Origin of the sequence: Flavobacterium hungaricum (assembly GCF_015182285.1) — a bacterium.
GTDB lineage: Bacteria > Bacteroidota > Bacteroidia > Flavobacteriales > Flavobacteriaceae > Flavobacterium > Flavobacterium hungaricum.
In genome coordinates, this window is sequence record NZ_PRDM01000004.1 from 424,351 (window position 1) to 445,922 (window position 21,572).

Below are 21,572 nucleotides of genomic sequence, written 5' to 3' on the forward strand. Positions count from 1 at the left end.
ACCAAGATACTATGAAAAAAAAGAGCCATCCAGCTCCTACCCCGGATGGCAACGAGTTTTAATAATTAATCCAGTAACCATTAAAAAACATGCAAATTTATGAAATTACTCTCTAAAAAAACCACCTATGAGAGGGAAAAGAACACGTCTTTATTTCGCCTTTCCAAAAACACTCTAAAGATTATGAGAATCAGTTTGTTCCACATTTTTTTACTGACCTGCGGCACTCATATGATCTTTGCTACTACATTGAGCGGCCAGACACTAGAATCTATTTCTGTTGATATTGAACTTCATAATGAAGATATTAAGACGTTGTTTAAAAACATTGAAAGTAAAACCGGACTGCTATTTGCTTACCAGCCTCAAATTATTAAAGATTTCCCAAAAATCAACATAACAAAAGGAAAAAAGCCAGTAAGCCAAATTTTAAACAGCGTTTTACAGGGGACCAATTTGGTTTACAAACAGGTCGATCAAAATGTGGTGATTTATAAAAAGGAAAATAAAACGGGGTTTTTATCTCCTGCAAAAAATCCTGCCGCAGAAGATGCTGACCGTATTTTTTCGGGTCAGATTCTGGACGAAAACGGAAATCCGCTTCCGGGAGTTTCTGTTATTCTGGTTGGAACCAACCGAAACGGAATCTCGGATTTTGATGGTCATTTTAAAGTGGTTTTAACTGCTGGTAAAAATATCCTCAGAGTTTCTTACATCGGTTATAAAACACAGGAAATTACAATCGAAAACCAAACTTCACTGGTTATAAAATTACAGCCCGATTTAGCCAAACTAGACGAAGTTGTTATTATTGGTTACGGAACAACAACCAAAAGAACTTCTACGGGATCTGTAGCAAAAATTACTGCCAGCGATATCGAAAAACAGCCCATAACTAACATCTTACAAAGTTTGCAAGGAAGAACTCCAGGAGTTTTTGTTTCACAAACTTCTGGTTATGCCGGCAGTAATGTTAACATACAAATTCGAGGACGAAATTCTATCGATGGGAACAATCTGCCTTTGTATGTCGTAGATGGTGTTCCGTATATTGGCAACGATATTAAAGAGCAATCTCAAACGGCTAACGTAATTAGAGGAGCACAAAAATCAACAAGTCCTTTAAACATAATTAATCCGAATGATATTGAAAGCATCGAAATTTTAAAAGATGCTGATGCGACTTCTATCTACGGTTCCAGAGGTGCAAATGGTGTTGTATTGATTACTACGAAAAAAGGTCAGGCCGGCAGAACAGAATTCACGATCAATACCAATTCTGGTTTATCTCAAGTGGCAAACAGAGTAAAAATGCTCGACACGCCGACTTATCTCAATATGCTTCAAACTGCATTAACCAACAGCGGCGGAAAAGCAGACAATACGGCTACAGGTATTGCTTTAACAAACTGGAGCCCAAATACGTATACAGACTGGCAGAAAGAATTAATTGGCGGAACAGCGAATTTTAATGATTACAGCGCAACTTTAAAAGGCGGAAGCGGCAATACGACTTTTCTTTTAAGCGGTGCTTATCATAAAGAAACTACTGTTATTCCTGGCGATTTTAATTACAATAAATTCTCAACCAATTTTAATATCAACCACAGCGCATTAGACAATAAATTGAAATTAGGAGCCTCAATTATATTTTCTTCTGATAAGAATACTCTGCCTTATTTTGATATTACAAGTTATGCCTTGAGCAGTCCGCCAAATAGACCAATTTATAATCCAGACGGAACCTATTACTGGGCTTCTACTTATTTCAGCGACATTAACCCGCTTGCTGCTTTGACCAGAAGAGTTGAAGATAAAGGAAACAATTTGGTTTCGAGCTTTAACATCGAATTTCAGATTGCAAAAGGATTTACTTTTAAAACAGATTTAGGTTTTGGAAGAGCCGAAAATTTAGCCAAACAAACGACGCCTTCAACAGCAATTAACAATGCGTACTACAAAGCCCAAAATACAACTTTGAACTTAATCAGATCGTATACTGTTTCTAGTAATACGACCAATAATTTCAGTATTGACCCACAGTTAAATTACAATACTTCTTTATGGAAAGGTAATCTGGCTGTTTTAGTCGGAGGATCTTGGCAGCACCGAAATTCTGAAATGCCTTCTTTTGTTTCTTCAAGCGGTTACAGCGCAGACAACCTGATCGGAATTACAGGTTCTGCAGCTAATGTTACTTCGACTAACGGAACTTCAGAGTATAAATATGCTTCTCTTTTCAGCAGGGTAAATTATAATATTTTAAATAAATATATTTTAAATGTAAACTTCAGAAGAGATGGTTCGTCTAAATTTGGTATCAATAACCGTTACGGAAACTTTGGTTCTGTAGGTGCGGCGTGGGTTTTCTCTGAAGAAAATTTGATGAAAAATTTATCATGGTTAAGTTTTGGTAAACTGCGTTCAAGTTATGGTAAGGTAGGAAGTGACGGCGCTCAGGATTATGCCTATGCAAGCACCTATTCTGCGTCGACTTACGGAACAGATAATGCTGCTTTATCTGCCTCTAGAATTGCTAATCCGAATTACAAATGGGAAGAAACAACTAAATTTGAAGCTGCAATGGAATTAGGTTTCTTTAACGACCGTCTTTCTTTTACAGCGGCTTATTACAGAAATTTATCTTCTAACCAATTAGTTGGTTATCCGTTAAGTTCACAGGCAGGATTTACTTCTTATCAGACCAACCTGGATGCTGAAATAGAAAATAAAGGATGGGAATTTACTTTTACCACAACCAATATCCGCAACAAAAATTTAAACTGGAGCACTTCATTTAATATCTCTACAAATTCTAACAAATTACTTTCTTTTGACGGTATCGAAAGAACCAGTTATTATTCTACGTACGTTGTCGGAAAACCATTAAACAGCTATAATTTGTATCACTTTACAGGGGTTACCAATGGTGCTTCTCAGTTTGAAGATGTTGATGGAGACGGCAAAATACTAAATGGTTTTCAAGCCACTGGAAAAGGGGACAGAAAATATTATGGCCCGACTTATCCTAAATATTACGGCGGTTTGCAGAATTCGATTTCTTATAAATCATTCTCTCTTGATTTCTTATTTCAATTCGTAAAACAAAACGGAAGAAGCATGATGTCTTCAACAGGTATTCAGCCGGGGTATCCTTACGGTATTGCGAATTATCAAGTTGATGAGTACAACGAATATTTAGCTCTAGGACATACTTTACAATCGGCTTATCAAAGCAGCTTTTTCAATTATATAGGATCAGACAAAACATTGGTAGATGCTTCTTATATCAGACTTAAAAATGTAAGCGCTTCGTACAATATTCCGCTTGACGAAAAATCGAAAAAGTTTATACAAAACATTCGCATCTCGGTACAAGGACAAAATTTATTGACGATTACGGGCTACAAGGGAATGGATCCTGAAACGCAAGGTTTAAACCTTCCTCCATTACGTACCATCACATTTGGATCTCAGTTTACTTTTTAAATCTAAAAACTATGAAAAATAATTCAACAAAATATCACTATATATTTTCGTTTTTCCTTTTAATAGGATTGACAAGCTGTGAAGACATTTTAGAAGTAGATCTTCCGAGCAATCAATTAGCTTCAAACACTGTTTATGCAACAGATGTAACTGCCGAAGCTGCAGTAAATGGTATTTACAAAAGCATGGTTACAGATGTTTACTATAATAATTTACATTCGACATTAGGGCAGACCTCAGATGAATTGATTTTAAACAGCCTTGCTCCAAATGTTTATACATCTAATGAAATACAGGTAATCGATGGCACTATAAACAGCATGTGGGGAAGTTTGTACAAAGTAATCTACAACGCCAACACTGTGATTGAAGGTATCAACGAAAGTACTACATTAACACCGAGTTACAGTAAAAAATGGATTGCAGAAGCTAAATTCATCAGAGGTTTATCTTATTTCTATTTGACGAATCTTTGGGGAGATGTTCCGTTGGTTTTAAGTACAGATGTTAATAAAACTGCTTTGGCGCCGCGCAATGCACAGGCAGAAGTATACGCACAAATTATTGCAGATTTAACAGATGCTTCTAACGACCTTCCAACAGATTATACCGATTATAAAGCACAAAGAATCAGAGCTCCAAAATGGGCTGCAGAAGCCATGCTGGCGAGAGTAAATCTTTATTTAGGAAAATATACAGAAGCCATTACCCACGCAGATGCTGTGATCAACCAGTCGGGAACTTATAAAATGATTACAGGACTTTCTGCAGCAAACAGCCCGTTTATTGCCAATAACAATGAAGCTATTTTGCAGATTCCGTATTTTAATACCGTTTATACCTACGAGGGCGGAGCAGTATTTACCACCAATGCACCGTTTCTTTTAAGAAAAAGTGCGACTCTTTTTGAAACAGGCGATGCCAGAAAAACCAATTGGACTTTAAACTTTGCAGTTTCTGGAGTAACGTATTTGGCTCCAAGAAAATATAAAAACTCTTATACGACAACACCTTCCGAACGTTCTACTATTTTGAGACTGGCAGAAGTATACTTAATCAGAGCCGAAGCTAGAGCAATGACCGATAATTATACCGGAGCCAGAGACGACGTCAATGTAATTAGAGACCGTGCCTTGGTACCCCTAGCCACAACAGTCGATAAAAATGAATTATTGGACTTAATTGCTTTAGAAAGACAACGCGAACTTTTTGCAGAATTCGGCCACCGCTGGTTAGATCTTAAAAGAACCGGAAAAGCCGATGCCGTTTTAGGTGCACTTTCTGATAAAGTCTGGGCCTCCACAGACGCGCTTTATCCTATCCCGGAAACAGCAAGACTTGCAAATCCATTTTTGACTCAAAATTTAGGATATAACTAAACTTAAAAAAATACTCAGGAATATACATTGAAAAATATTCCTGAGGTTTTAAAATATACTATGAAAAATACAATTGTAAAAGTTGAGGGATTGTCGCATCAATACAGTAAGGATTGGGCAATTCAGGACATTAATTTTGAAATTAAAGAAAACCGAATTTTAGGCCTATTAGGTTCTAACGGTGCAGGAAAATCGACTACAATGAACATTCTCTGCGGGGTTTTGAACCAGACCAAAGGAAATATTTATATCGATGGCATCAATCTGAAAGAAAATCCGGTTGAAGCCAAAAAACTAATAGGCTTTTTACCGCAGACACCGCCGCTGCATTTAGATTTAACAGTAGACGAATACTTGATTCACTGTGCTCAGTTACGATTGGTTAAAAAAGAAGATTTGAGAAACGCGGTTGAAAAAGCCAAAGAAAAATGCGGTATTTCGCATTTCAGTCATCGTTTGATAAAAAACTTATCGGGCGGTTACAGACAGCGTGTTGGGATTGCGCAGGCGATTATTCACGAACCAAAATTGGTTGTTTTGGATGAACCTACAAACGGTTTAGATCCTAACCAGATTCTGGAAGTTCGAAACCTGATCAAAAAAATTGCAAAAGACAAAGCGGTAATTTTTTCTTCTCATATTTTGTCAGAAGTGCAGGCAACCTGTGAAGACATTAGAATGATTGAAAACGGACACATGGTTTTTGCGGATACCTTGGATGCTTTTAACAATTATATTCAAGCCAATACTTTGATTGTTTCGCTTGAAAATGCTCCTGCTATCGAAACATTTAAAGAAATCCACAATGTAACCGCTGCTGAGTTTCTGACTCCAAAAAAAGTAAAAATCACTTTTGACGGCGGCCAGGAAATTGCCGAAACGATTGTTTCTCTCAGCGTACAGAATGGCTGGAAACTCCGTGAAATCCAATTTGAAAAAACTTCGCTTGACGAAATCTTTGCCCAACTATCTAAAAAAGCTCCGTCGAAAAACGCAGCCGCACTTTAAAAAAATAATTAAATGAAAACAATATACAGAATTGCTAAAACGGAATTAAACACTATGTTTTATTCTCCGGTTGCCTGGGTCGTTTTAGTTATTTTCAGCATTCAGTCGAGCTGGAAATTTTTTAACACAATTGAGCGTTTCGAAAAATCGCAGAAAATAGGACAAGGATTAAATAATATAACGCAGTCCCTTTATTCAGGTTTCAGCGGATTATTTCCTGAAGTGCAGAATTATCTCTATCTCTATGTGCCGCTTTTGACAATGGGATTGATCAGCCGCGAAATTAACAGCGGTTCGATTAAGCTTTTGCTTTCTTCTCCAATTCAGATTAAAGATATTATTATTGGTAAGTTTCTCGCAATCTGCACCTACTGCCTGCTCTTTATTGCGGTTTTAGGGTTAATTGCCGGAATTACTTATTTCTCAGTAGAAAATGTCGATCTTAAATTTATTTTATCCGGGCTTTTAGGACTTTACATTTTAGTTTGCACCTATGCTGCAATCGGACTTTTTATGTCTTGTCTTACCTCCTATCAAGTGGTAGCTGCAATTAGTACTTTGGTCGTTTTAGCAGGTTTAAATTTTATCGGAAAGCTTTGGCAGGACATCGATTATGTTAAAGACATAACCTATTTCCTTTCTATTGCCGGACGTGCAGATGAAATGATCGGAGGATTGATAATCAGTAAAGATTTAATCTATTTTGTATTGGTAAGCGGTCTTTTTATTGGTCTGAGTATTTTTAAATTACAAACTGGTAAAGACGCACAATCGACTTCTAAAAGAATCTCAAAATATGCTTTATTGATCGTAGGTGTTTTAGGACTTGGATACATTACTTCCGGAGCGGCGCTGACTTTCTATATTGACATGACAAGCACCAAAAGCAGAACACTTACAGAAAGCAGCCAAAAGGTTGTCAATCAAATTAATGGCGATATTAAAATCACCACTTATGACAACTTACTAGACATCAATTACTATAACGCGCTTCCTACGTCTCAGAACAGCGATATCGCAAGTTTTGACAAATATTCAAGATTTTTGCCGCAGCTTAAAATGGAATACGTGTATTATTACGATACCTCAAACAATACGGCTTTGTATGAGTTAAATCCTGGATTGAATGACAAACAACTGGCCGAAAAAATGATCGAAACACAGGGATTGAAATTCAAAAAATTGTACACTCCTGAAGAAATCCATAAAATAATTGATTTAAGACCAGAACAAAACAGGTTAATCAGAACCATCGAATACAATGGCAAAAAGACCTTTTTAAGAGTCTATGACGATCTTTTTAAAATGCCTTCTGAAAAAGAAATTACAGCAGCCTTAAAACGTTTGGTAACCGATGCTCCAAAAGTTGTTTTTGTAAATGGCAACATGGAACGCAGTATTGACAAAAACGGAGACAAAAATTACAAAACAGGTTTTAACGAAATTTCTTTTAGATATTCACTAATCAATCAAGGTTTTGATGTTACTGCTGTAGATGTAAACGCACAGGATATTCCAGCTCAGACTTCTATTTTAGTAATTGCAGATCCAAAAAGCGAATTAAGCCAAGGCGCCGTAGACCGAATCAACAAATATATTGATCAAGGAAAAGATGTTATTATTTTGACAGAGCCAGAAACCAATTCTGCGGTTGCAAAAATCACTGATAAATTGGGCGTGAGTTTTACCAAACAAAGTTTGGTTCAGGAAAGCGGCGACAACGTTCCTACCTATTTAGAAACAGAATTATCTGCAGCTATTCCAAAGACTATCAAAATTTCCAAAAATAAAGCACCTATTCCGTTTTTAGGAAGCAGCGGTGTTAAAACAGCTGCTGCATCAGGATTTACTGCTACAACTTTACTGCAGACCAACAGTAAACCAGTATGGGAATCTCCATCTGGAATTATCGCGATTTCTGAGGATTTAAAAAAACAGCCATCACAGAAAAATGTACCGCTTGTAGTTGCGCTTACGCGAAAAATAAACGGAAAAGAACAAAAAATATTAGTATCGGGTGATGCTGATTTTATGGGCAATGCCGAGCTTGGAAGAGCTGGTTCTGGGACATTCCAGTTTGTAACAGACGTTTTTGGCTGGTTTACCAACAACGAATTCCCGATAGACACAACACGTCCGGAACCTGCAGACAAAAAAATAACGATCTCTGCTAATGCATTGTACATCAGTAAAATTATTTTTATTGCAGTACTTCCAGCCTTTATCATCTTATTGGGTGCTTTTATACTAATTAGAAGAAACAGAAGATAATCATGTATTACAACCAAAAACTAATCATAACGGCAGCTATGGCTTTTACAAGCTGCCTTATGTTTTCGCAGTTCAAAACTACTATTCCATTAAACAAAAATGTAGTTTCAGGTAAGCTTGAAAATGGTTTGACGTATTATATCCTTCATAATGAAGAACCAAAAGAAAGAGCCAGTTTTTACTTTGTACAAAATGTTGGTGCTATTTTAGAAGAAGACAGCCAGGATGGTCTGGCGCACTTTCTGGAACATATGGCTTTTAACGGAACCGAACATTTTAAAGGCAAAGGTGTTATTAAAATGCTGGAAAAAAATGGAGTCAGTTTCGGAAAAGAAATCAATGCTTTTACGGCTCACGACGAAACCATTTACAACATCAGCAATGTTCCTGTAAAAAACGAAAAACTAATTGATTCTACACTTTGGGTTTTTCACGATTGGTCGGGATCTTTGTCGCTGACCAACGAAGAAATTGATGCCGAAAGAGGCGTTATCCGCGAAGAATGGCGCACCAGAAGAACCAGCGATTTCAGACTTAAAAAACAATCTGATCAGGTTTTGTACAAAGGCTCAAAATACGCAGATCGTGATGTAATCGGCGAATTGGATATCATCAATAATTTTAAATACAAAGAACTTAAAGATTATTACAAAAAATGGTATCGACCAGATTTACAAGCCGTTATTATTGTCGGTGATATAGATCCTGTTGTAATGGAAAAGAAAATAAAAAGTATTTTTTATAAAATTCCGTTAGACAAAAACAGAGCTGTCCGCACCTATTTTGAAATTCCAAAACACGAGGGTTTAACGTATGGAACCGCAACCGATAAAGAAGCCAAAAACACTACGATTTCGCTGCGTTTTATTAAAGACGAACCTTTGGTAAAAGATTCTTCTGTAACCCGAAAAAATATTTTAGGATCGTTTTACAACAGCATTTTGAACAATCGTTTTAAAGAAATTACACTTAAAAACGAAAGTGCCAGTTTGGGAATCCAGTCTTATTTTTCTCCGATTTCGAGGTTAAATACTACTTATAATATTACCGCTGCTGCCAAAAAAGGAAGGCTAATCGAAGCGTATACTGAAGCTTATACTGAGGTAGAACGTTTTAAAAGATACGGAGCGACTGCAGCAGAATTCGAAAGAACCAAAAAGGCTTTTATAAGTTCGTACGATGATTTTATTAAAAACAAAGACAAAGTAGACAATGATACCTGGGCAGGAAAACTATCGGATTATTTCTTAACGGCAAAACCATTTTTAACTGCCCAGGACGATTATAATCTGGTTGTCGGAATGATTAATAAACTTACTTTAGAAGATGTAAACGCTTTCGCGAAAGCACTCCAGACCAAAGACAATCAGGTTGTTTTGATCAATAGTCCAGAATCTATTGAAAAAGAACTTCCAAAAAAAGAAGATATTCTGGCTGTAATGGCAAAAATAGAAGCGTCGACTTTGGAGCCGTACAATAAAAAAGAAAACAACAGCCCGCTGATAGAAAAAGAACTGACAGCAACACCAATAAAAAGCACGTTTGCAGTTTCGGGAATAGAAAAAGCAAAAGGATACATTCTGGCAAATGGAGCAAAAGTTGTAGTATTGCCAACGACTTATTCACAAGATCAGATTTTGTTTTCGGCATTTAGCAAAGGCGGAAAATCTTTGGTAAAAACAGCAGATTTATACAATGCAGAAATTGCAACGTCCTTAACAAGATCTTCTGGAATTGGAAATTTTGATATTACCGCTTTACGCGAAAAACTATCCGGAAAAGTAGCGCAGGCAGCACCTTATATTGGAGAAAATACAGAAGGTTTTGATGGAAGTTCGAATCATCAGGATTTTGAAACCTTACTTCAATTGACGTATTTATATTTTGAAAAACCACGTTTTGATCCGAACATTTTTGCGCTTCTGAAAAACAATTATCAGGAAAAATTAAACACCCTTAAAAAAGACAACGGAAGAGCTTTTGCCGATACTGTAGCTTTGGCCAACTCAAACCATAATGCGCGAACTTTTATTTTTGATGAAAAATTTGTTGAAAACATCAATTTTGAAAAAGCACAAAGCATTTATAAAAACAGGATTCGCAATGCAGCCGATTTTACTTTTGTTTTTGTTGGAAATATTACAGACGATCAAATTGGTTTAATTCAAAAATACATCGGAAACATTGCTTCTGATGAAAAAGAAAAAGAAACTTTTGTAAACCATAATATCGAACCTAAAAAAGGAAAAACAACCGTTCATTTTAACCGTTCGATGGAAATTCCGAAAACAACGGCTTACGTAAATTTAACCGGAGCTATTAAATATTCGCAGCAGACGGCTTATGAAATGTACATAATCGGCGAATTACTTTCAAAGCGATTTTTGCAGACCATACGCGAAGAAGAAGGCGGCAGTTATGGCGTTCAGGTAAAAGGAAGTCTTCAAAAATTTCCTGTCGCAAGTTTCGATCTGGCTTTAAATTTTGACTGTAATCCAGAAAAACGAGATAAACTGATGGAAATTGTCTGGAAAGAATTGAATCAATTAAAAAACAATCCGCCAAATGCCAGCGATTTAGAAGATATTAAAAAAGCCATGCTCAAACAACGTGAAGAATCTAAGATTACGAACAGCTTTTGGAGCGGCATTTTATCGGCAGTTTATTTGTATGAGAATCAATATCTGAATGAGAAAGATTATGCAAAAATCATTAATTCTATTAATGCAAAATCAATTCAGAAACTTGGTGCATACCTCATCAATAATTCGAATAGTGTTGAAGTACTTATGAATCCTGGTCCCCAAACAGGCAAATAAGAGCTTAGCAGTATATTTTTATTTTTTATTTTAATTAGTCCTCAAAAGGTTGTCTGCCAGACAGCCTTTTCTGGGCTAAGCACATAAGGAAAAATAGTATTGCAAACCCTTTGGATGTACTTTAAAATGTTTTTTTTAGACACATATTCCCAATAACCATTGGCATTAAAACAAAAACAGCTGCAAAACAAATTTGCAGCTGTTCTTCTTAAAAAAAGAAAGATATTCTCTTGGGGAGGAATCTATTTTTAATTAAAATATTCCTTTTTATATTTTTACAAACCTCTTGTTAACCAGCCTCTTTTGTTGGCTGTAATGATTGCATAAGGCGCAATCCAGAATAAACTAAAGGTATAGAATATACTATAAGTATACGCCCAGAACGATTCGGCTATATCATATCTCTTAGCATAAAACACCATTGAGAAAGTAGACATAATTAAAATTCCTAGAAATGTCGAACTTAAAAACAATACTGGATGTACGGCAACAAAATAGATCAGGAATGCTAAAAATGGATACGTCATTACAATTTTGAAGAATTGGTTCAAGAACAACATTCTAGCTCCAAACTTAGATTCTTTTCTAAAATTTTTGAAAACAAATTTTCCCATTGCCAGATTTTCACGAACATTACTTCTGCTCCATCTGATGAACATTTTGTACAGACCGTTATAGTTTTCTGGTACGTTGGTTAATACAACCGCATTTTTTTGAAACAATACATGCAAACCTTGTTTTAAGATCATGTTGGTCATGGCACGGTCTTCTCCAATATCAGACGGCTGTCCCATAAACGTTTGGTTGATCCATTCTGGAAGACATTCTAAAACAGCATCTTTTCTGTAAGCTGCCAATGCTCCTGGTGTACATAATACAGATCCCAACATACTTTCTGCAGAACGCTGAAACTCAAAACTCATCACAAAACTTACGTTCAGCATTTTTGGTAAAATGGCTTTTTTATTGTTTAAAACCTGAACGTTTCCTGCTACAGCGCCGCATTTGTCATTTACTGCAAACGGACTTACTAAGTTTCTTAAAGTATCTTTTTTTACAATAGAATCACTGTCTACTGTTACAAAGATATCTCCAGTTCCTAAATTAAATCCACGGTACAAAGCGTGACGTTTTCCTTGGTTTTTTGGCTGCTGAAAAATCTCTAAACGATCTCCCAGCTTTGCTTTTGCTTCCTGCATCCAATACCAAGTATCATCTTTACTTCCGTCATCAACTCCTAAAATCTGCATTTTATGAGCTGGATAATCGCTTTCTGCAAGACTTAATAAAGTATTCCAAACCAACTTTCCTTCATTGTAGGCCGGTACAATAATCGTAACCGTCGGAAGTAATTCATCAGAAACTGATGGGATTGGTTTGTATCTTAAGTACAAGTAAGAACTGTATAAAAATACTCCTGCTTGGTAAAAGAATAATATTGTGGCAATAATCAAGAAAGGAAATCCTAAAGTTGATTCTATTCTTTCTAATTGAAATTGCTCAAAATCATCCTGTAATAAAAAAACAGAATAACTGCCTATGAGCATTAAGGCAAAGGTTCCTATTAAAACCGCTAACCCAAAAGGGCTTTTTGGTCGTTCAACATTTACTTTGGCTGCTTTTTGCTGCGTTCCGAAAAAAGAACTGTTTAAAGAATTATCAGCAATAACCGCCGCGTTACTTGCTGCATAAAATTGTTTTGAGGTGATTGTTTCGCTTTCCATGCTATTCTCCTTATTTGATTTCTTGTTATGGGCTTTTAGTAAAATCTTTTCTTTCCGATTTATTTGCTGCTTTCTAAAAACAGAAATAAAAAAACGAACACATTCAAGATTTAGACATTAACCCAATTTACAAGCGTCGTGCCAACATGGTTCTAGACTATTGTAGAGGCATTTAGCGAATATTGCATTTTTAAAAGTGTATATTTTTTTTACACTTTGATATACAAGTATACAATAAACAGTAAATTTTGATGGTGAAAAATGGCTGGATTTAAAAGAGATTTTGACGGTTTAAAGCGCTGCATCAAAAAAAAATCCGATAAAATTAAAAATATCAGAACGATATTTAAGTTCTAATTAAAACGTTTAATTTCAATTAAAATTGCAGCAGTATTTAATCTTTTTTATTCATTTATAAAAAAAACATGCCGAATAAAAAAACATTCTTCATAAAAAGGCTCTTTATGACTTAAAAAATGTTAAATTTATCGAAAGTTTTTTAACAATTAAATTTTAGGGGATTAAAGAATGAATACAGAGTACAATCTTTTACTCGCAGATGATGACGATGATGACTGCGATTTCTTTAAGGAAGCTCTCGATGAAATACCTGTAACCACAAGCCTGTCAATGGTTCATGATGGTGTACAGTTAATGGACTATTTACAAAATAATGTTTTAAAAAACCTGCCAGATGTTGTTTTTCTGGATTTAAACATGCCGCGTAAAAATGGTTTGGAATGTCTGTCTGAGATCAAAGCAAACCATAAGCTGCAAAATCTTCCGGTAATTATTTTCTCGACCTCACTAGACAGCGAAATAGTAGATAACCTATACAAAAAAGGAGCTTCTTATTATATTCGAAAACCGGGCGATTTTTCTAAACTAAAAAAAGTAATCGAAAAAGCATTGACTATAGCTTCAGAGAATCATTTTAAGCAGCCCGAAAGAGCTAATTTTATATTGCAACCCTAAACTTGTTTTTGAATGAACCGCAAAAAAAAGGAACATTATTTTCTATCCGAAGGGGGCGAAATGAGCAGTATAATGCTTTCTACAGATTGGAGTAAAACACCTTTGGGCAATCCTGAAAAGTGGCCTCAGAGTTTAAAAACAATGACGGCAATGATGCTCAGCAATCCGTTTGCGATGTATATTGCCTGGGGAAACAGTTATACACAATTGTATAATGATGCTTTTCGCCCAATATTGGGAGCTTCTAAACATCCCGAAGCTTTGGGCAAAAGTTCGCAGCACACTTTCTCTGAAATCTGGGATACGATTGGCCCTATGTTTGCCGATGTCATGCAGGGGAAAGCAGTTACTTTTCCTGAATTTAAAGTACCCCTTCACCGAAACGGTTACTTAGAAGACTGTTATTTTGATTTTTCATACAGCCCTATAAAAATAGAAGACGGAAAAATCGGCGGTATTTTGGTTACCGTAGTAGAAACTACTGAAAATAAAATGGTTGCCGATGCCTTACAGGAAAGTAATGCAAGATTTGTGAACAATATCATGCAGGCTCCTGTAGCGATGTGCATTTTTAGAGGCGAAAATCATGTTGTGGAACTTGCTAACGAACAAATGATTGCTCTCTGGGGCACCAATGACAAAACAATTATTAACCAGCCTATTTTTAAAGCTTTACCCGAGCTCAAAAAACAAGGTCTGGAAGAAATACTGCACAGCGTTTATACAACGGGCAAAAAAATCACGGCCAACGAAAACTTTGTTCAATTAAACCGAAACGGCCAGATTGAAAATACCTATATCAATTTTGCATACGAAGCCTTAACAGAAACCGACGGAACTATTTCGGGCGTTGCTGCAATCGCTACCGAAGTGACTGCACAGGTTTTGGCACGATCCAAAGTCGAAGAAAGCGAGCAAAAAATACGACAGCTGGTAGAAAACGCACCTTTTCCGATTGCGGTTTATGTCGGGAAAGAACTTCGTATTGAACTAGCGAACGAATCTATCATAAAAGTCTGGGGAAAAGGCCCTGATGTAATTGGCAGATTATACAAAGAAATTCTCCCAGAGCTGCACAATCAGTCCGTTTTTGAGCAGCTGGCGGCAGTACTAGAAACTGGAGAGTCTTTTCATACCCAAAACACGCGTCTGGATTTGATGATGAATAGTGTGATGGAGACTTTTTATTTTAACTACAGTTTTACACCGCTTTATGATACCAATGGAAAAATTTACGGGGTAATGAATACTGCAGTTGATGTGACAGAAGTAAACTTGGCCAAGAAAAAAATTGAAGAAAGCGACAAACGTTTCCGCAACACTGTAAAGCAGGCGCCTGTCGGGATTACCATTCTTCGCGGTCCTGAATATGTGGTCGAAATGGCCAATGAAGCTTATCTTAAACTTATTGATCGTGAGGAAAAATCTTTTGTCGGCAGATCACTATACGATTCGCTTCCTGAAGTAAAAGAAACCGTAAGCAGTCTTTTGGACGGTGTTTTAAAAACAGGGATTCCTTTTCATGGTTACGAAGTTCCTGTTCCTCTTAATCGTTACGGGAAACAAGAAATATCCTATTTTGATTTTCTTTATAATCCGCTGAAAGAAGAAGACGGCAGTATTTCTGGTATCTTAGTAACGGTAACAGAAGTCAGCGAAAAAGTAGAAGCAAGAAAAAAAATTGAAATTAACGAGGACCGTCTTAAAATCGTGGTTGAGGCCAGCGAGCTTGGAACTTGGGAATTAAATGTAAAAACCAGAAAACCTACTTACTCCAAAAGATACCTCGAAATTATAGGCGGTTATACAGAAGATACTTCACTGACACATGAAGAATTATTATCGCACCTTCATCCCGATGACATCCATGTTCGAAATAAAGGTTTTAAAGAAGCCTTAACTTCGGGTTTTCTAAATTATGAAGTTCGGGTAATCTGGAAAGATCAATCGGTACATTGGATCGAAGGAAAAGGAAAAGTTTTTTATGATGAAAACAAACAGCCCGAAAAACTTATTGGAACGATACGAGATATTACAGAAGAAAAACAATATCAGCAGCAAATAGAAGAAAGCGAGAAAAAATGGCGTAATCTGATTATGCAGTCTCCTGTACCAAAAGCAATTTTGCGCGGTGAAGATTTTGTGATCGAAATGGCCAATTTGGTGCTTTTAAAAAACATCTGGAAAAAAGAAGAAAAAGAAGTTCAAGGAAAAAAAATATTAGAATTGTTTCCCGAACTCAAAAAACAAAAATATGCCCAATTATTAAAAAAAGTATACGAAACAGGTGAAGTGTATTCTGAATCGGAGTCGCTGCTTTTTATTGATGATGAAAACGGCGGTGCTGAATTTTATGTAGATTTTGAGTATGCACCCGTCCGCGAAAGCGATAATACTATTTCTGGAATAAAAATTACGCTTATCGATGTAACCGAAAAAGTGGTAACGCGCAAAAAAATCGAAGAAAGCGAAATGAGATTCCGCTCACTCACAGAAAGTATTCCACAATTAATCTGGGAAACCGATGCTGAAGGAAATGCTTTGTTTGCCTCTGGAAAATGGCTCGAATTTACCGGCATACAACCTGGAACGGAGGAGTCTTGGAAATCTATTGTGCATCCTGACGATTTTGAGGAAAGTCTGAAAACGTGGGAATATGCTTTGAAGACAGGAGAAATTTACCGATCTGATGTTAGAATGCGCCGCAAAGACGGAGTTTACAGATGGCATGCCGTGATTGGCGAACCTGTTTTTGACCTTGATAATACTATTATCAAATGGGTTGGAGCTTTTACCGATATTCATACCGAAAAAGCTTTTTCTCAGGAGTTAGAACAGCAGGTTACGGCAAGAACCCGAGAATTAATCCAGATTAACGAATCGCTTACCAAAAGTGAAGAACGCTACCATTTAATGGTCGAAGAAGTTCAGGAATATTCGATTCTATATCTTAATTCTGAAGGTATTATAGAAAACTGGAATGTTGGTGCCGAAAAAATTAAAGGATACAAAGCCGAAGAGATAGTAGGCAAATATTTTGCTGTTTTTTATACAAAAGAAGATCAGAAAAACCATCTTCCGGAAAAACTTTTGCAGCTTGCCAGAGAAAAAGGAAAAGTGGTACATGAAGGCTGGCGCTCCCGTAAAAACGGAAGTTTATTCTGGGCGAGTGTGGTAATTACGGCTATTCATAATAAGCAAAATAATGTTATTGGTTTTTCTAAAGTAACCCACGATTTGACCGAAAGAAAAAAAGCCGATGATAAACTAAAACAAAATGCGCTGGAGCTGGAGCAAAAAAACATTGAGCTGGAAGAAATGAACAAAGAACTTCAGTCTTTCGCATATATTTCGAGCCACGATTTGCAGGAACCGCTTAGAAAAATTCAGACTTTTGCTTCGCAGATTATGGAAAAAGAGCTGGAAAATTTATCCGAAAATGGTAAAGATAAATTTAAAAGAATGCAGAATGCGGCACAGCGCATGCAGACTTTGATCAATGATTTGCTTTCGTATTCCAGAACCAATATTCAGGAACGCGTTTTTGAGAAAACCGATCTTTCTAAAATTATTGACGAAGTAAAAGAGGATCTCAAAGAAGAAATCGAACAAAAAGGCACTCTTATAGAAGTCGGCCCAATGCCGGAAGTTGACATTATTACTTTTCAATTCAGACAGCTTTTATACAATTTGATCAGCAATTCATTGAAGTTTTCGAACCCCGAAACACAGGGAGTTATTCAAATTAAGAGTAAAATTGCTTCAGGAAAAGATTTTGAAAACGAGCTTTTAAAACCCGATCAGAACTATTGCCTCATTCAGGTTTCCGATAACGGAATTGGTTTTGATTCGCAATACAACAAAAAAATATTTGAAGTTTTTCAACGTCTTTACGGACGAGATCAGTATAAAGGAACAGGAATCGGACTGGCCATCGTAAAGAAAATTGTAGAAAACCATAACGGATTTATTTCAGCATCTGGAGTTCAGAACAGAGGAGCTTCGTTTGACATCTATATTCCGACAGCTTAACTTAACATATTTTAAACCATATAAAAAGGGCAGTAATTAATACAATTACTGCCCTTTTTTAGTTCAACTTAAAAAAAACAATTTCAATTAAAGCGGTAAATTATCTCGTGTAAACGGTAATAATTCCAGTCGTTTTATCTTTAATTTTCAATTCTTTATTAGTAAGATTCATAATATCACTTGTAGAACTTAAAGCTCCAATAGTTAATGTTAAATCATTATGAGATCTTACGTAAGTTCCTGTAGTTTCTGTTAAAGCACAGTTAGAACCGTTGTAATCTCCAATAACTGCAGTATTACTTAATCTTAGCTCTAAATAATCTCTATTACACCCTTCTGCGTTTTGAGGTGCATTAACCAACACTTCTTGTCCGTTAATAATTGAACCTGTTTGACTTAGGTTGTATTTCCCTTGTAGTGGGATAATTGTTTCTCCCTCATTATCGTCATTACTGCATGATGTTGCAAATACTCCCAAGCTTAAGGCTAATACCAATAATATCTTTCTAGTTTTCATGTTTATATGTGTTAAAAATTTATACTGCTAAATTAAGAGTATAATCCTACACAAAATTTCATGATTACAATTCGAATTTTACATAAATCGCATATATTTCAAAAAACAAGCCTGTTTTCTAAGGAATTTAGGGCTTTTTCACATATTTATTGATAATATACTGAGTAACAGGTCTTAATGAATTATTGCTTTCGGGATGCCTGCCGTGTCCGTCAAAAAAATCAATTCCATTAGCTGTTTTAGCATACCAGATAACTGCATTTCCGTTTTTATCAAAATATTGGGTGGTATCGCAGACCTTGATTTTTTTTAAATTTATTAAACTTTCATCCAAAAGTTCTACCGGATTTGAAGCAGCAAATCCTTCTACTTTCAAATCACAATCTACAAGTTCATAATGATCTTCTGACCATTGCATACAATGTTTTTGGGGCAATGCAAAGTAAATTATACCGCTTACAAACAATAGCGCTGCAAATACTAATGCATATTTCATTTTCTTCGGTAATCGTTTACCTATTATATCTGTTTGCTGTACAGATACAATTCCTTGCTGGTTTTCTGTTGTATGATTTGCAGGCTTTGAAGTAAAAAAGTTATTCATTTCTTGTGCACTGTCCAAAACAACTTCCTCAACTTCTTTCTTTATTTCTTCTTCTTTTATTTCCTCCTGTTTTACCTCAACCTCTTTTACCTGCTCTTTTATAGCAGTTGTTCCAATCGTTCTAAATTTATTAAACGGTCTTAGTTCATAATCCACCAAAATTGCCGCCATATCAAGAGCGGCATAATTAGTATCTGCTGTTTTTCCTTTATAAAAAAAACCTATTGGCCTAAACTTATCTGTTTGGTCAAATACTTTCTTTTTGTTTTCTGGTGAAAATTCACATCCAAAAAAACTAGAAAAAACATTTAAATCATCTTTACTTTTTCCCGACATAAAAAGATCCCAGCACAAATCTCGAAGTTTTGCTGGTGATGGTTTATTTAAAAACTCAAAATTCTTTCCATTTCTTTCACTTTCATATTTGTCTCGAATCGCTTTTTTAAATTTTTCTTGAGTAATGTTCTGCATAATCTAATCGGATTTTTTAGGTTTTTTTCGGAATTCTTCGGATTCCTTCAACTTCGTCGGAATTCCCGGAATTCCTTATGAGTACAGGCTCAAAAGCATCGTTACTTTGCCTCAACAAATTAGTTATCGCTTTGATCTGCAGGTCTAAGCAAAAGTACTAAACTAGTTCAATTAAAAGTGCGGAAAACCGTAAAACGGAGTTTATTCCGGGAAGTATAAATGAAAATTTTACTGTTCTACGCACTTCACTTCCCACCAAAAATGGCATTGCCCAAACATGATTCAGAATAGTTCTGAACAGGCACGCCTATAACCAATCTAAAAAATTTCAAAATGAAAAAGATATTATTTTGGGGAGCTTGTACCCTATTGACAACTATGTTATTCTCTTGCAGCGCAGATGAAGACGATACTACAATAAAAAAAGAAGTTAAAAAAGAAGCCGCACGAACATATGCAGACGGCCCTGGTGATTTACCAACAATACCGCCACCGCCACCAGAAGATGAATAATATTTTATTTTGTGAATAAATATTCACTAATTTCGGGGAAAGTAAGTATTATGCTGCGTTCCTCGTTTTTTTATTTATTTATTTCATTACTACTTTTTTCATGCAAAGATGAAAAAGTCGTTTCTATAAAAAATCCAATTGCACAAAGAGAAGCGATCGCTGTAAGGAACAAAGCAATTGCAAAATATCAAGAGAAAAAATACAATAACGCTTTTTACTATTTTAATACTTCGAAATCCTTATTTGAAAAATTAAAAGACAGTGCCAACATTGTTTATGTACTTTCACAAATGGCCTATATTCAGCAAATAAACGGTGATTATTACGGAAGTAAAGAAACACTGACTGAAGCACTTCCTTTTATCACAAAAAAAGATGTTTATAGTGCCACAATAAATAGTCTTTTTGGAATTGCGGATAAAGAATTATCTAATTATGAGGATGCAATTAATTATTATAAAGAATCAATAAAAGAGCACCCTGATTATTCAAACAAAGAACGTAATCTAAACAATATTGCTGTTGTATATATGTTGCAAAACAAATATGATAAAGCAATAACCATTTTTGATTCTATTTTAAAAATAAAAACATCTGGTCCAAATTCTGAAAATAGTAAAGCACGAATTATGGATAATTTGGGTTATGCTTTGTATAAAAAAGGATTAAATGAAAAAGGGCTTTTGCTAATGCAAAAAAGCCTAGAACCAAGAAACGGAATTACTGAAGATTACGGAAGTATTGAAAGTAATCTGCATTTATCTGAATATTATGCTGCTCGTGAACCTCAAAAATCGAAAAAATACGCCTTAAATGCATACGAAACAGCAACAAAACTACGCAGTATAGATGAGCGCTTAGAAGCTTTATCTTTTTTAATGACAAATGAAAAGATCTCAAATAATACTCAATATGCTCAAAAATTTGCTTTTTTAAATGACAGCATAATCAAGATTAGAAATAATTATAAAAACAAATTTGCCAAAATTAAATACGACTCTAAGAAGGAAAAAGATGAAAATGAAAAACTTCGTTTAGAAAGAGCTGAAAATTTGGTCGCTCTTAAAGAAGCTGAAAAAGACAAAGTCATTTTGTTTGCCACTATCATTGTAACATTAATTTCTCTTGTAACTTTGGGCATTTATTTAAGAAAACGCTATAAACACAAAACGCGTCTTGTAGAAATAAAAACAGCATACGACACAGAAACCCGCATTGCAAAAGATATTCATGATGGGCTAGCCAATGATGTTTTTCATGCAATTACCTATACTCAAACCCAGCCTTTAACCAATGAAAGCAGCAAAGAAAACCTGCTGCAAAAATTGGACGACATTTATTCTCGTGTTCGCGACATTTCTCGAGAAAATAATGACATCAACACTGGCCCCAATTATCAGAATAATTTAAAAGAAATGCTTTCTACTTACAACAACAGCCAAACCAATGTTATTATTAATGGTATCGAAAAAGTAAATTGGGAAGCTGTGGAAGATCTAAAAAAGATTGCCATTCAGCGTGTACTGCACGAATTAATGGTCAACATGAAAAAACACAGTGAAGCTTCTCTTGCAGCATTAAAGTTCGAAAGCCTGGCCAATATCATATCTATAAACTATACAGATAACGGAAAAGGCTGCGAAGAATCAAAAATTACAAAAAATGGTTTGCAAAATATGGAAAACCGTATTTCGGCTGTAAAAGGAACTATTACTTTTGACACTGAACCTAACAAAGGTTTTAAAGTAAAAATAACAATGCCTAAATAAA

At 35.6% G+C, this 21,572-nt stretch carries 12 protein-coding genes; 9 read left to right on the forward strand and 3 right to left on the reverse strand.

Features of this window, described 5'->3' with window-relative positions; all coding sequences use genetic code 11:
* Positions 1–183 precede the first annotated feature (183 nt).
* Genes C4F50_RS18045 through C4F50_RS18065 form a run of 5 tightly spaced genes read left to right on the forward strand, consistent with a single transcriptional unit; the run spans position 184 to position 10,966 of the window.
* Positions 184–3,489 carry a TonB-dependent receptor gene (locus C4F50_RS18045; RefSeq protein ID WP_194140045.1) on the forward strand — a complete coding sequence of 1,102 codons (3,306 nt, stop codon included), beginning with the start codon at positions 184–186 and terminating at the stop codon, positions 3,487–3,489.
* A gap of 11 nt (positions 3,490–3,500) precedes the next feature.
* Positions 3,501–4,868: a RagB/SusD family nutrient uptake outer membrane protein gene (locus C4F50_RS18050; protein WP_194140046.1), complete on the forward strand. Its 1,368-nt coding sequence runs from the start codon at positions 3,501–3,503 to the stop codon at positions 4,866–4,868.
* Between the two features lie 60 nt (positions 4,869–4,928).
* Positions 4,929–5,876 (forward strand): ABC transporter ATP-binding protein, encoded by a 948-nt coding sequence (locus C4F50_RS18055; RefSeq protein ID WP_194140047.1) that lies wholly within the window; start codon positions 4,929–4,931, stop codon positions 5,874–5,876.
* Positions 5,877–5,888: 12 nt separating this feature from the next.
* A complete protein-coding gene (locus C4F50_RS18060) occupies positions 5,889–8,147 on the forward strand; it encodes a Gldg family protein (RefSeq protein WP_194140048.1) in 2,259 nt (752 codons plus the stop codon).
* 2 nt (positions 8,148–8,149) lie between these two features.
* Complete coding sequence (locus C4F50_RS18065) at positions 8,150–10,966, forward strand: M16 family metallopeptidase (RefSeq protein ID WP_194140049.1); 2,817 nt, start codon at positions 8,150–8,152, stop codon at positions 10,964–10,966.
* 275 nt (positions 10,967–11,241) lie between these two features.
* On the opposite strand, the gene C4F50_RS18070 is transcribed toward C4F50_RS18065, so the two are convergent.
* Entirely contained in the window at positions 11,242–12,690 is a 1,449-nt protein-coding gene (locus C4F50_RS18070; protein ID WP_194140050.1) for a glycosyltransferase family 2 protein, read from the reverse strand.
* Positions 12,691–13,218: 528 nt separating this feature from the next.
* Between C4F50_RS18070 and C4F50_RS18075 the strand changes: the two genes are divergently transcribed.
* Together C4F50_RS18075 and C4F50_RS18080 are read left to right on the forward strand one after the other, a co-directional pair.
* On the forward strand, positions 13,219–13,665 hold the full coding sequence (locus C4F50_RS18075) for a response regulator (RefSeq protein WP_194140051.1): 447 nt from the start codon (positions 13,219–13,221) through the stop codon (positions 13,663–13,665).
* A gap of 12 nt (positions 13,666–13,677) precedes the next feature.
* Positions 13,678–17,697 (forward strand): PAS domain S-box protein, encoded by a 4,020-nt coding sequence (locus C4F50_RS18080; protein ID WP_194140052.1) that lies wholly within the window; start codon positions 13,678–13,680, stop codon positions 17,695–17,697.
* A gap of 100 nt (positions 17,698–17,797) precedes the next feature.
* Here the strand turns inward: C4F50_RS18080 and C4F50_RS18085 are convergent, their stop codons facing one another.
* The gene (locus C4F50_RS18085) at positions 17,798–18,214 is read right to left on the reverse strand and encodes a lipocalin family protein (RefSeq protein WP_194140053.1); all 417 of its coding nucleotides are present in this window, start codon (positions 18,212–18,214) and stop codon (positions 17,798–17,800) included.
* 127 nt (positions 18,215–18,341) lie between these two features.
* The gene (locus tag C4F50_RS18090; RefSeq protein WP_194140054.1) at positions 18,342–19,289 is read right to left on the reverse strand and encodes a hypothetical protein; all 948 of its coding nucleotides are present in this window, start codon (positions 19,287–19,289) and stop codon (positions 18,342–18,344) included.
* Between the two features lie 333 nt (positions 19,290–19,622).
* Here C4F50_RS18090 and C4F50_RS18095 point away from each other — a divergent pair, with 333 nt between their 5' ends.
* On the forward strand, positions 19,623–19,802 hold the full coding sequence (locus C4F50_RS18095; RefSeq protein ID WP_194140055.1) for a hypothetical protein: 180 nt from the start codon (positions 19,623–19,625) through the stop codon (positions 19,800–19,802).
* 11 nt (positions 19,803–19,813) lie between these two features.
* Positions 19,814–21,571, forward strand: coding sequence for a tetratricopeptide repeat-containing sensor histidine kinase (locus C4F50_RS18100; protein WP_348537017.1), 1,758 nt, complete (start codon positions 19,814–19,816; stop codon positions 21,569–21,571).
* Position 21,572 lies beyond the last annotated feature (1 nt).